An 11,628-nucleotide genomic window follows, 5' to 3' on the forward strand; every position below is an offset into this window, starting at 1 on the left:
GCGATGTGCAGCGCCTCGCGCGCGGCCTGAAGATCCGCCAGAGTGCGGATCTGCTGCCCGGTGAGCCAGGCGAGTTCGAAGGGGTTCGGCGTGGCGATGTCGGCCATCGGCAGCAACCGGTCGCGCATTACGCCAGCGATGGCTTCGGGGACATAGAGGCCGGGACCGGTGTCGCCCATCACCGGGTCGCAGATGTACCGCAGGGTCGGGTTCGCGGCCTTCGCCTCGGCCACGAAATCCGCCACCATCTCGGCCACGTCGAGCGAGCCGATATAGCCGGTGAGGATGTAATCCGCCCGCTCGGGGAGACCGCGTTCGCGAGCGCCTTGCAGCAGGTCGGAGAAGAATTCGGGCGGCAGGGCGCGGCCGCGCAAGGTCGGGTAATCGGGTGTATTCGAGAACACCACGGTGGGGATCGCCGCGACCTCGAGCCCCGCCGCCTGCATCGGGAAGAGCGCCGCGGAATTGCCGACATGGCCGAAGACCACCTAGCTCTGGATCGAAATGACGAAAGGGGGGCGCTTCATGTGGCGCCGTCCAATCTTGCGCTCCAGTCCTCGACCCGGCGGCTTTGCAACCGCCGGACCGCGTATTTGCGCCAGCCCTCGGCCAGGACATCGAGCGCGGCGATGCCTTCTAGTTCGACCAGGTTCATCCGGTCCACATAGAGAGCGTGCCAGAGCCGTCGTAAAGTCCAGTCCGGTGCCAGGCGGTCGATCAGCTCCAGCCGGTCCCCGGGGGTAACGGTGCCGGTCTGGAGCACCCGGTAATACCATCCCGTGCGCCCGGTCTGCTGCACGCGCCGCGCCATGTCGGGCACGCCGAAGCGGTGGTTGAGCTTCCAGCAGGGCTGGCGCCCCTGCGAGACCTGGATCAGCGCGCCGCCCAGCCGGAATGTATCGCCGACGGCGACCTCCGCTTCGGTGAGCCCGGCGGTCGAGATATTCTCGCCGAACCCGCCGGGAGCGGTCAGCGCCTGAAGGTCGCCGAGTTCCGCGCGCCAGTCGCTGTAATGATCGAGCGGATAATGATGCACGGCCTTCTCGACGCCGCCATGTACGCGCCGGTCGGCCTGTTCGTCGCCTTCGAACCCCTCGGGGCGAAGCCTCAGCGGGTGGATAACCGCCGTCTTGCCGATCCCGCTCAGCGTGTCGCATCCGGGCAGGGGAGCGGCGCGACCTGTCAGGAGCGTGGCGGGCCTCATTCATCCAACCCCCGCAGCCATTGTTTCAGCATGGCCTGACCGGCGGTCCGCAGGGCCGGGCCATGTGCCCTGGCGTCCTGCCGGAGCGCCTCCGGGGCAATCCCCGCTTGCGCCAGTTCGGCGCTATGGCCGATCAGCCAGCGTTCGAAATCCGGCAGCATCCCGGCCTCGGGGTGGAATTGCAGGCCGAGAATATTGCGGCCCCGGGCGAAGCCCTGTGTTTCGCAGCCGGGGGTCGCGGCTAGGCGCTCGGTTCCGGCTGGCAGGTCGAAGCCCTCGCCATGCCAGTGCAGTACCGGGATGTCCGAGAGGTGGGCAAGCGGGCCGGCCCAGCCAGGCGGGGTTAGGGTCAGGGGCGCGAAGCCGATCTCCTTCTCGGCAATGGGCGCGACACGGGCTCCGAGGGCCGCGGCCATGAGCTGTGCGCCGAGGCAAATGCCGAGGGTCGGGCGATCCGCTGCCAGCCTCATGGCCAGCCAGTTCCGCTCCTCTGTCATGCAAGGATAGGCGGCGCCGTCATTCACGCCGATCGGGCCACCCAGCACCACGACCAGGTCCGGTTCCAGCGGATCGGGCAGTGGGTCCACAGCCGCCTCAATGTCTTGGAGCTGATAGCCGGCGTCCCTCAGAACCGGGGCAAAGGACCCGAGGTATTCAAAGGCCAGGTGGCGCAGGATCAGGGCGGATTTCATCGTCGGAGCCTCTTGCATTTTTCGCCTCTGTGGCAAAACACTGGCCTATGCAAAAGTGCCAGTATGAATGATCTAGATAGGCCGGTTTCCCACATGCGCGAGCCTCTTGCCCTCGAGATCGAGCCGGGCCATGGCGGCCCGCTCTTCCTCGCGATTGCCGAGGCGATCACCCGCGACATCACCCGCGGGCGCCTGCGGCCCGGAGCGCGGCTGCCCGGCACGCGGGCGCTGGCGCGTGAGCTGGGGGTGCATCGCAACACGGTGGATGCCGCCTATCAGGAGCTGCTGACCCAAGGCTGGCTGCAGGCCGAACCGGCGCGGGGCACCTTCGTGGCGCAGGATCTGCCTCAGGGGATGCTGGCCCGCAGACCCGCGCCCGCACCGATGGACCCGGTGGCGCCACGCGCGGGGCTCGCGTTCACCGACGGCGCGCCGGACCCCAAGCTGGTGCCCGACAAGGCGCTGGCCCGGGCCTTTCGCCGGGCGCTGCTGTCGGCGGCCTTCCGCGCCGGGGCGGATTACGGCGATGCGCGCGGCACGTCCTCGCTGCGCGAGGCACTGGCGGGTTATCTCGCCACGGACCGGGGCGTGGTGGCGGACCCGTCGCGGCTGCTGATCGCGCGCGGCAGCCAGATGGCGCTGTTCCTGGCCGTGCGGGCGGCGCTGTCTCCGGGCGAGGTCATCGCGGTGGAGGAGCCGGGCTATCCGCTCGCCTGGGAGGCGTTCCGCGCGGCGGGGGCAAAGGTGCGGGGTGTGCCGGTGGATGGCGGCGGCCTCAGGATCGACGCGCTGGAGCAGGCGCTGGCCCGCGACCAGCGTATCCGGGCGGTCTATGTCACGCCACATCACCAGTATCCGACCACGGTGACCATGGGCGCGGCGCGACGGTTGCAACTCCTGGAGCTGGCGCAGCGCCATGGGCTCACGCTGATCGAGGACGATTACGACCACGAATACCGGTTCGAGGGCCGCCCGGTTCTGCCGCTGGCCGCCCGTGCGCCCGAAGGCCTGCCGCTGATCTATGCGGGCTCGCTGTCGAAGCTGCTCTCACCGGGCATCCGGATGGGCTATGCGCTGGCGCCCGAGCCGTTGTTGACCCGCATGGCCGAGGCGCGCGCCGCCATCGACCGGCAGGGCGACGCGCCGCTGGAGGCGGCGCTGGCGGAGCTGATCCGCGACGGCGATCTCGGTCGTCATGCCCGCAAGGCGCGGCGGGTCTACCGGGCGCGGCGGGATCTTCTGGCGGCGCTGCTGGGGGAGCACCTCGCCGGGCGGGCGACATTCGACTTGCCCGCCGGAGGGTTGGCGCTGTGGCTGCGTTGCGAGGGGAGGTCGGCCGAGACCTGGGCCAAAGCCGCGGGGCAGGCGGGGCTGGCCCTGCTGCCGGGTACGCGATTCGCGCTGGAGGGTCCGGCGCCGCAGGCCTTCCGTCTGGGCTATGCGGCGCTGGACGAAGGGCAGATCGCCCGGGCGGTGGACATCCTCGCCCGAAGCGTTCCGGCCTGACCTATTCCGCCGCGACCCGGGGCCGGGCCTGCGCGGGGGCGATGTGCATGCCGAGGCGGACCAGCAGATCCTGATCCTTCCAGGCCGCCGGGTTGCCGGTGGTCAGCAACTGGTCGCCCACGAAGATCGAGTTCGCCCCGGCAAGGAAGCACAGCGCCTGCAACTCGTCGCTCATCCCCGTGCGCCCCGCCGACAGTCGCACCACCGAGGCTGGCATCAGGATGCGGGCCAGCGCCACGATGCGCACCAGCGCGAAGGGATCGATCGCCTCCGCACGCGTCTGAACCGGCACGCCCTCGATCTCGTTCCACAGGTTCACCGGCACGCTGTCGGGATGCGCGGGGAGCGTCGCCAGCGTCACCAGCATGGCGATGCGGTCCTCCTCGGCCTCGCCCATGCCCAAGATGCCGCCGCAGCAGACCTTGATGCCGCCCTTGCGCACCTGTTCGACCGTGTCGAGGCGGTCCTCCATCGTCCGGGTGCTGGCGATCTGCGCGTAATACGCGGGCGAGGTGTCGATGTTGTGGTTGTAGAAGTCGAGGCCCGCCGCCTTCAGCCGCGCGACCTGTTCGGGCGACAGCATCCCCAGCGTCATGCAGGTTTCCAGCCCCAGCTCGGACACGCCCCGCACCATGTCGCAGAGCTTGTCCATGTCGCGGTCCTTGGGGCTGCGCCAGGCGGCCCCCATGCAGAACCGTTGCGCGCCAGCGGCCTTGGCGCGCTGTGCGGCGGCCAGGACCTCCTCGGTTCCCATGAGCTTGGTGGCCTTCACCCCGGTCTCGTGAAAAGCGGATTGCGAGCAATAGCCGCAATCCTCGGGGCAGCCGCCGGTCTTGATGCTGAGCAGGCTCGCGGCTTCAATCGCGTTGGGGTCGAAATGCGCGCGGTGCTGGGTCTGGGCGCGATGCATGAGGTCGGCGAAGGGCAGGGCGTGGATCGCCCTGGCCTCCGCCATGGTCCAGTCGCTGCGGATCATGCCGCGCGGGTCCGGAGGCGAGCGATGGCCGCGATGAGGCCCGAGGCCAAAGCCAGCTTGACCAGATCGCCGAGAAGGAAGGGCGTGAGACCCGCGGCCAGCAGCCCCTGCGCCGGGACATAGAGCGCCAGCCATGCGAGGCCGAGGGCATAGACCACGGCGAGGCCCGCCAGCATCGCCAGGAAGCGCCCGATCAACCCGCGCCCCTGCGCCAGCCAGCCGGTCAGCCCCGCGCCCAGCAGGTAGCCGGCAAGATATCCGCCGGTCGGCCCGACCATATAAGCCAGTCCGATGCCGCGTTCGGGCGAGCCCGAGAAGACCGGCATCCCCAGAGCCCCCGCCGCCAGATAGGCAGCCATCGCCGCAAAGCCGAGCCTCGGCCCGAGCGTGGCGGCGAGGAAGAACACCGCCAGGGTGTGCAGCGTCATCGGCACCGGCCAGAACGGGATCTGGATCTTGGCGCCCAGCGTGATCAACGCCGCGCCGCCGAGCGCCAGCGCAAGGCCGCGCCCGAGCGCGGCGGGACGGGTCAGAGAAGGGGTGAGAAATGCCATGGGTCTGTCCTCCGAAGATAGGCATCGAGTCTATCTATAATTTCGAAGGTAAGGTGCGGCGTCGGCAATCATCTTTATAGATAATTATCCAGGAACTTCGTAAGTCTCCCTCATATCGGCATTTTTCGCCGCAGTCTTACGCTTGCCGATCCAGCCGACATGGCGTGCGAGCGTGGCGCAGGCGAGGTCGGTCTGCCCCTTGCGCAGCGCATCCAGGATGGCACGGTGCTCATGATCGGTGCGCGCCTCCCAGTCGCGTCGCCAGGCGGCGAAAAGAAACCGCGCGCTGGCGGCCTGCAGGTCGTCGATTGTCCGCAGCAGACGGGGCATCCGGCAGGGGGACAGGATCAGCCGGTGAAAGCGACGGTTCGCCGCCTCCCAGTCTCGGACCGTGCTGGCGCTGTCGCCATGCCGCGTAACCTCTTCGGCTTCCTGAAGAATGGCGCGCGTCATATTGGGCGCAGCGCGGCGCAGGGCGAGGCTTTCGAGGCTGGAGCGCATCTCGGCGACCTCGCGCAACTCGGCCACGTCGAACTCGGTGACGCGGAAGCCGCGCCTTGGTTCGCTCTCTGCCAGGCCCTGGGTCTGCAGCTCACGAAAAGCCTCGCGCACCGGGACGTGGCTGGCGCCGAACTCGGCGGCAATATGGTCCTGCCGGAGGCGCGCGCCGGGCGGAATCTCGCCCGAGATGATACGGTCGGCAAGGACGCGGGCGATGCGCACGGACTGGGTCTCTTCGGGAGCGTGTTTCATGAATTATAGATAATTTATGCCGCGCCGTCCGTCGACAGTTAAGATGTGGTCCGCTGCTCTTCTGTCATCGTCGCCGTCTTGTAGGATCTGGCAAACCTCTGCAGGCTAAGGCAGCCCTTGGTTGCGATGTTGGGAAGTCGCAATTCGTAAAGATCAGCGGGTCCGACACGTCTTCCCTCTTTCGGCGGTCGGCCGACACATCGGAACGTCAGGATCGTCCGCCAGCCCCCGAGAACGTGCCAACTTGCTCTGACGTCGATATCTCTCCATGGGATGATCGCCTCGGGATCTATGGCGTTCATGAGGATGCCCTGCGCCGTGAATGTCAGTATCGGGCCTTTCCGTCGTCCGTACTTCCAATGCAGGAGGACCGGCATAACCCCAAGTGGCGCGGCCAATGCCAGAAATACCACCTGAGATGGCCTGCCATCGACGTCGGGCTCCTGGCTAAGAGACATCGCCGATGCGAGAACTGGAATGAGGAGGAGCCCTGCCATAAGCCAGAACCCCGCAAGCCGAAAATACGACAGCCAGATCACCAGATTGGGCATTGCATGCGCTTGGCGTGCCTTGTCCACCTTCAGAGCCAGAACATGAGGCACGTTGCCGATGCGAGCGCCGCTAGGGTTCGGTTTGCGCGCCTGAGGCTGGTCGGACTCGAGAGGTGGCGCCGCAGAGCGGATCCCATGGCAGACCAGACAGCCATGCACGGGGTGCCGATCAATGCGAAAGCCAAGCAAATGATCAGCAATTGAGGAAGGACCGCCTTCTCGGGCTGCAGAAATGCCGAGACGGCAGTGAGCGAGATCAGCCACGATTTCGGATTGATGAACTGGAACAGCATCGCCTGAGAGAACGAGATCGGGGGGGCATTGGGTGATTGCGCCAGAGCATCTGCTTTCCAAAGGTTCAGGGCGAGCCAGAGCAGATAGAATGTCCCAGCCACCTTGAGTGCCAACTGGATGCTGGGAAACTGTGCGAAAACGCTGCTGAGACCGGCGGCCACGAGCAGGATCTGGGAGATTACACCGGTCGGAATGCCAACGATCTGCGGTATGGTGCTCCGAAAGCCAAACACCAGCCCCGCGTTCGCGAGAAGCATGTTGTTTGGTCCCGGGGTGATCGACATGACAAGGGCATAGAGCGCCAGGGCTCCTATTGTAGTAAGCTCCATTTGCCACCTTCCCAGTTCACGCGAATACCTGCTCCGTGTTCTGGACGGGCAGGGCGATTGAGAGCTTCTCAACTCGGCATGAGCAGAATCCACGCTTGTCGCGTGCCGCCACGCAAGGGACGAGGTCTCTTGGAGTGGCGCTACGGCGATTCATTCGCTTAGAAGGAGCCGAAAGGACCGAATGCGAGGTGCGGGCTGAGCTCGCGCCCGCCCGGAAACGAACTAAAATGACCAGCAAGCCGCCCCCGTTGAGCAGAGCAGAAGGCCGATTTGAGGTTTCTCGGGAACAGCTCTTCGAAGAGGTTTGGGAAACGCCGATCCTTCATTTGGCCGAGAAGTATGCCGTCTCAGGGTCGTACCTGGCTCGAGTGTGCACGGTGCTGCGCGTTCCCAGGCCCCCGGTTGGATACTGGCAAAAGAAGGCTGTTGGCAGGGCTCGCCGCCCTCGTGGCGGCGCTGATCGGTGCGGCTGTCTCGCCCGGCTTCGTGTGGCTCGCTGTTGCTAGTTTCGCGGTCGGCCTGTTCGCCACGGTCGCCCAGCAGATCGTGCCGCTCGCCGTGCATCTGGCTCCGCCCGACAAGCAAGGTCGTGTACTCGGCACGGTAACAGGCGGCATCCTGATCGGTATTCTGCTTGCCCGCACGGTCAGCGGCATAGTCTCGGACCTTTGGGGATGGCCTTACGTCTTCTGGCTGGCCGCGGTGGTGATGAGCATTGTCGGCGCGGCGCTGGCGCGTTGGCTTCCGCGTGCGATGCCGACGACCGACTTGAGCTATCTGCACCTGCTTGGCTCTCTTTGGACGTTGGTACGCAAGCATAGCGTTCTCCGGCGCGTGGTCGCTGTGCAATTCCTGATCTTCGCGGCCTTCATCAGCTTTTGGTCGAACCTCGCGCTTCTGATGGCTGAGCCCCAGTATGAACTCGGAGGAACAGCTGTAGGTCTTCTGGCGCTGGTCGGTGTCGTCGGTGCACTTTCCGCGCCTATCGCAGGCCGGTTCTCAGACAGGCGCGGTCCCGCCGTGGTAGTGTCGATGGGCGCGGGGCTCGTGATACTGGCCTTCCTCATTTTCGGGCTCTGGCAAGGTTCCATTATTGGGTTGCTCGCCGGCATCGTGATCATGGATCTCGCTGTGCAATCCTCCCAGGTTGCCAACCAGTCGCGCGTCTATGCACTCGATCCGAACGCGCGAAGCCGGCTTAACACCATATTCATGGCAACCATGCTCGCTGGTGGCGCGGTCGGAGCCGGCATTGGTGGTGCTGCCTATGCAGCATGGGGCTGGAGTGGCACATGCGCTTTAGGCGCCATCTCGGCTGCCTTGGCGCTGCTGTTGTCGTGGAAGCCCTAATTCGAGGCGTTGCAAAAAATGCCCGCCTCGATCAACGCGGCGGCCGGGCGTTTACCCAGACGGCCCAAGCGTCATGTACCCAACTCGTCGCGCCCCATTGCCACCCCGTCGAGGAACTGGTCCAGGGAACGCTTTCTGGCAGACCGATCAAAAGCGCAAGCTGGTTGTTTGAATTGGTTGCCAGTCAGAAGTCCTGAGATGTAGCCCGCGACGGTATCGGCGGCCATGACGAGGCTGCTGTCGAGGGTATGCACATACTTGCTCGTTACAGATCCCTTCGAGTGCCCGAGGAGGGCCGCAATGGTGAATTCGCTGAAGCCGAGTTCGTGCGCTATGCTCGCGAAGCTGTGGCGCAAGACATGAGCGGTAATATCGGAGAGTTCGGTGTTCTCGAACAGCTGGCTCCATTGCTTCGGAAAATTGCCGAATGCGTTGTTGCCGCGCACACCTGGGAACACGAACGGCCCTTTCTTCCTCAAGCTCTGCGTTTCCAAGAACTCGACAACCGCCAGTCCTATCGGTCGTGTGGACGCTCCTTCCTTTGTCTCTGATAGCCGCAGACAGCTGTTGGGAAGATCGACATCGGACCAGTGGAGTTCGATAATCTCGCTGCGCCGGCAGCCCGTGAGGGCGATCTGGCGGACGATGCTGACCATGGTGGCGAGGTTTTCATCGCGCTCGGCCTTGTCCAGAATCTTACCCATCAACTGATACTCGCTGTGTGTCAGACGCCGGTCGCGAACGCGATCTTTGGGCTTCCTGATGCCATGCGCGACGTTCGTGTCGACGATGCCCGCCTCCGAAGCGTAGGTGAGGATACCGCCCAGCAAGCCGACCGCCCGGGTTGCTGTACCCTGGCCACCCCGCAAGATCGTCTTGCCCCTCAGCTTCTTGGTCTTTCGCGTAGCGCGGGTTTTGCCGAGGATAATGTCATTCATCATCTTCGTAACATCCACTTTGGTCAGATCACGCACCCTCTTCTTGCCGATCAGCGGGATGATATGCCCATTGATCCGCCCGATATCGGTGGAGACCGTTGATGGTCTCTTGGGCTGCCCACGTTTCCCGAGGATTAGGCCGGCGTGCAGGTCTTAGACGTAGCGCTCACAGAGCTGTTGCACGGTCATGGCCTGTCGGTCTTCGTGGCGCTCTTCGGCCGGATCATCACCCTGAGCGACGCGTCCTAGCTGGACCTTGGCCTCTCGTCTGGCTGTTTCGGCAGTCCAGATACCGTGGAGGCCAATCGTATAGCGGCGCGACCGTCCGTCACGGCGATACTGGATCACGTAGCTGCGCTTCCCAGAAGCGAAAACACGCAACCCGAAGCCAGACAGGTCGCTGTCCCAGACGACGTAGTCCTTCTTCTGGCTCTTGACGCTTTCAACCAGCCGTTTCGTGATCTTTGGCATCATCAACCTCGTCATCAGAGCAACTGAGCCGCGTAAGCACCACGTAAGCAGTCGGGTGAAAGCTACGGAGTAGTTGCGGCTATTGATTTCGGCGACGAGCCAACTGAAACCCAAGCGATTTTAATATGTTAGCGTGCCGTGGCGTGCTGCGTCGCGCATTTCGGATAGACCACGATTAATTGCTCCGAAGGCGAAGGCCTCAGGTTCGAATCCTGATGGGTGCGCCACTAACCTCGAAATTCCACGATTTGGGCTCGCTAGTCAGGTTGCCCCGGCGCTGCCGAGTTTGCCGCGCGGTTGCCGTTCATCCAGCGATGGATTGGACGTTTCATTCTTAATTTGCACTATGAAATCAATTAACAAGGCAATCGGCATCTGTACCAAGCACCAACTTTTCATTTGTTGCGGGTCCCATACGCCTAGGTCATGTTGACAAAAGGGTTTCACATCGCGGTGTGGCATGATTCAAGCTGGTATCTGCGATGGAGACCAGCTTGGCACGAGACCTGACGTCCGACGAGGAGTGGGCGTTCTTTGAACGGTTTGTCCTGGCCGTCCGTGCGCCGAACGGGCGCAAACCGACCAACCACCGCCTAGTTCTTGGTGGGGTTTTCTGGATCGCTCGCACCGGTGCCCCATGGCGCGACCTGCCTAACAGGCTGCTGAAAAACTCCGGTCTCGACGCGCATCGAGGAACATGATTCATCGCCCCCACGGTATGACGGAGGTGGCGATGCGCGGATCGGACGAGGTGACGGGGTCGCTGTTCAGCTATGTCGATCTTGAGGAGCGCATCCCGTCCCGGCATCCGCTGCGCAAGATCAGATCCGTCGTCAACGATGCCCTGCGTTCACTGGATGCCGAGTTCGATCGACTTTATGCGGGTGAGGGCCGTCCTTCCATTGCGCCGGAACGCTTGATCCGCGCCAGCCTGCTGCAAATCCTCTACTCAATCCGATCCGAGCGGCAGCTCATGGAGCAGATGGACTACAACCTGCTGTTCCGCTGGTTCGTGGGCCTCGGGATCGACGATGCCGTCTGGGTCCCCACGGTGTTCAGCAAGAACCGCGACCGATTGCTGACCACCGACATGTCCCGCCGGATCATGGCTGCCATCCTGGCGCATCGTGATGTGGCGCCGCTGCTGTCCGACGATCATTTCTCGGTCGACGGAACTCTGGTGAAGGCTTGGGCATCCATGAAGAGCTTCCAGCCGAAGGACAGTGCGATGCCCGACCGGGACGACGATCCGGGTGATCCGCCAGATGACCGTGTATCGCCAACATCGTCTCCTGACCAATCCACTGCCGAGCCCAAACCCATGCCCCGTCCCGCACGCCGCAGCCGCAATGCCGAAGTCGATTTTCGTGGCGAACGACGCTCGAACGCGACGCACGCGTCGATGACTGATCCCGAGGCCCGGCTGTTCAAGAAGTCGCCCGGCGCTGGCGCGGTGCTATGCTTCATGGGGCATAGCCTGATGGAGAACCGTTCCGGCCTGATCGTGCACGCCGACCTCACGCAAGCTGACGGGCACGCCGAGCGCCGTGCCGCCATCGACATGCTCCATCGGCACTCGCCCGGATCGACGCGGCGTCTGACCCTGGCAGCGGATCGTGGCTACGACAGCGCCGACTTCGTCGCCGAACTGCGCCAGATGGTGGTGACGCCGCATGTCGCCCAGAAGTCCCGCCATTCAGCCATCGACGGTCGGACCACCCGACATCCCGGCTATGCCAAATCCCAGCGATGCCGAAAGAAGATCGAGGAACCCTTCGGCTGGGCCAAGACCGTCGGCGGCCTGACACAGACCATGTATCGCGGCATAGAGCGCGTGCGCGCCCGCTTTACGCTGACAATGGCGGCCTGCAATCTCGCAAGGCTGCCGAAACTGCTCGCAGCCTGACCGGGGAAGCCGCAGTCAGGTCTGCCTGCGCATGCTCCAGCCCCACCCAGCATCCGCGTCGAGGGAAACCATCCCTCACGCGGGCCTTTTTCAGCGCCCTGCTA

12 protein-coding genes and 1 pseudogene are annotated in these 11,628 nt (G+C 64.4%); 4 read left to right on the forward strand and 9 right to left on the reverse strand.

Going from position 1 to position 11,628, the window contains the following annotated elements:
- The 3 genes from pdxY to BLQ77_RS27425 all read right to left on the reverse strand — a co-directional run.
- Window positions 1–488, reverse strand: a 488-nt coding sequence (pdxY, locus tag BLQ77_RS27415; protein ID WP_242661895.1) for a pyridoxal kinase, incomplete at its 3' end; no start/stop codon positions are given.
- 35 nt (window positions 489–523) lie between these two features.
- Complete coding sequence (locus BLQ77_RS27420) at window positions 524–1,204, reverse strand: MOSC domain-containing protein (protein WP_089964234.1); 681 nt, start codon at window positions 1,202–1,204, stop codon at window positions 524–526.
- Window positions 1,201–1,896 carry a glutamine amidotransferase gene (locus BLQ77_RS27425; protein ID WP_089964242.1) on the reverse strand — a complete coding sequence of 232 codons (696 nt, stop codon included), beginning with the start codon at window positions 1,894–1,896 and terminating at the stop codon, window positions 1,201–1,203. Before BLQ77_RS27425 ends, BLQ77_RS27420 begins: the two co-directional genes overlap by 4 nt.
- Window positions 1,897–1,989: 93 nt before the next feature.
- Between BLQ77_RS27425 and pdxR the strand changes: the two genes are divergently transcribed.
- Window positions 1,990–3,402, forward strand: a complete 1,413-nt coding sequence (pdxR, locus tag BLQ77_RS27430) for a MocR-like pyridoxine biosynthesis transcription factor PdxR (protein ID WP_089964235.1) — start codon at window positions 1,990–1,992, stop codon at window positions 3,400–3,402.
- 1 nt (window position 3,403) lies between these two features.
- Here pdxR and bioB read toward each other — a convergent pair whose 3' ends face one another.
- The 4 genes from bioB to BLQ77_RS27455 form a co-directional block, all read right to left on the reverse strand.
- Window positions 3,404–4,378 (reverse strand): biotin synthase BioB, encoded by a 975-nt coding sequence (gene bioB / locus BLQ77_RS27435; RefSeq protein ID WP_089964236.1) that lies wholly within the window; start codon window positions 4,376–4,378, stop codon window positions 3,404–3,406.
- Window positions 4,375–4,932 carry a biotin transporter BioY gene (locus tag BLQ77_RS27440; protein ID WP_089964237.1) on the reverse strand — a complete coding sequence of 186 codons (558 nt, stop codon included), beginning with the start codon at window positions 4,930–4,932 and terminating at the stop codon, window positions 4,375–4,377. Before BLQ77_RS27440 ends, bioB begins: the two co-directional genes overlap by 4 nt.
- A gap of 84 nt (window positions 4,933–5,016) precedes the next feature.
- Complete coding sequence (locus BLQ77_RS27445; protein ID WP_089964238.1) at window positions 5,017–5,685, reverse strand: GntR family transcriptional regulator; 669 nt, start codon at window positions 5,683–5,685, stop codon at window positions 5,017–5,019.
- A gap of 580 nt (window positions 5,686–6,265) precedes the next feature.
- Entirely contained in the window at window positions 6,266–6,859 is a 594-nt protein-coding gene (locus BLQ77_RS27455; RefSeq protein WP_089964240.1) for a LysE family translocator, read from the reverse strand.
- A gap of 339 nt (window positions 6,860–7,198) precedes the next feature.
- On the opposite strand from BLQ77_RS27455, the gene BLQ77_RS27460 reads away from it, so the two are divergent.
- Entirely contained in the window at window positions 7,199–8,209 is a 1,011-nt protein-coding gene (locus tag BLQ77_RS27460; protein ID WP_089964241.1) for an MFS transporter, read from the forward strand.
- Between the two features lie 71 nt (window positions 8,210–8,280).
- On the opposite strand, the gene BLQ77_RS27465 is transcribed toward BLQ77_RS27460, so the two are convergent.
- Both BLQ77_RS27465 and BLQ77_RS29580 read right to left on the reverse strand, forming a co-directional pair.
- A complete protein-coding gene (locus tag BLQ77_RS27465; protein ID WP_242661896.1) occupies window positions 8,281–9,183 on the reverse strand; it encodes a tyrosine-type recombinase/integrase in 903 nt (300 codons plus the stop codon).
- Between the two features lie 117 nt (window positions 9,184–9,300).
- Window positions 9,301–9,618 (reverse strand): Arm DNA-binding domain-containing protein, encoded by a 318-nt coding sequence (locus tag BLQ77_RS29580; protein ID WP_242661897.1) that lies wholly within the window; start codon window positions 9,616–9,618, stop codon window positions 9,301–9,303.
- Window positions 9,619–10,100: 482 nt separating this feature from the next.
- Between BLQ77_RS29580 and BLQ77_RS27470 the strand changes: the two are divergent.
- Window positions 10,101–10,298, forward strand: a pseudogene (locus BLQ77_RS27470) (transposase); the annotation flags it as partial.
- Between the two features lie 53 nt (window positions 10,299–10,351).
- Entirely contained in the window at window positions 10,352–11,524 is a 1,173-nt protein-coding gene (locus BLQ77_RS27475; protein WP_089962992.1) for an IS5 family transposase, read from the forward strand.
- Window positions 11,525–11,628: the final 104 nt, after the last annotated feature.

The sequence above is a fragment of the Salipiger thiooxidans genome (genome assembly GCF_900102075.1).
Taxonomy (GTDB): Bacteria; Pseudomonadota; Alphaproteobacteria; order Rhodobacterales; family Rhodobacteraceae; genus Salipiger; species Salipiger thiooxidans.

Bases quoted from the DNA above. Each gene is read 5' to 3' on its own strand.
- BLQ77_RS27420 (WP_089964234.1), bottom strand. From the start codon at position 1,204: ATGAGGCCCGCCACGCTCCTGACAGGTCGCGCCGCTCCCCTGCCCGGA.
- BLQ77_RS27425 (WP_089964242.1), bottom strand. From the start codon at position 1,896: ATGAAATCCGCCCTGATCCTGCGCCACCTGGCCTTTGAATACCTCGGG.
- pdxR (WP_089964235.1), top strand. From the start codon at position 1,990: ATGCGCGAGCCTCTTGCCCTCGAGATCGAGCCGGGCCATGGCGGCCCG.
- bioB (WP_089964236.1), bottom strand. From the start codon at position 4,378: ATGATCCGCAGCGACTGGACCATGGCGGAGGCCAGGGCGATCCACGCC.
- BLQ77_RS27440 (WP_089964237.1), bottom strand. From the start codon at position 4,932: ATGGCATTTCTCACCCCTTCTCTGACCCGTCCCGCCGCGCTCGGGCGC.
- BLQ77_RS27445 (WP_089964238.1), bottom strand. From the start codon at position 5,685: ATGAAACACGCTCCCGAAGAGACCCAGTCCGTGCGCATCGCCCGCGTC.
- BLQ77_RS27455 (WP_089964240.1), bottom strand. From the start codon at position 6,859: ATGGAGCTTACTACAATAGGAGCCCTGGCGCTCTATGCCCTTGTCATG.
- BLQ77_RS27460 (WP_089964241.1), top strand. From the start codon at position 7,199: ATGCCGTCTCAGGGTCGTACCTGGCTCGAGTGTGCACGGTGCTGCGCG.
- BLQ77_RS29580 (WP_242661897.1), bottom strand. From the start codon at position 9,618: ATGCCAAAGATCACGAAACGGCTGGTTGAAAGCGTCAAGAGCCAGAAG.
- BLQ77_RS27475 (WP_089962992.1), top strand. From the start codon at position 10,352: ATGCGCGGATCGGACGAGGTGACGGGGTCGCTGTTCAGCTATGTCGAT.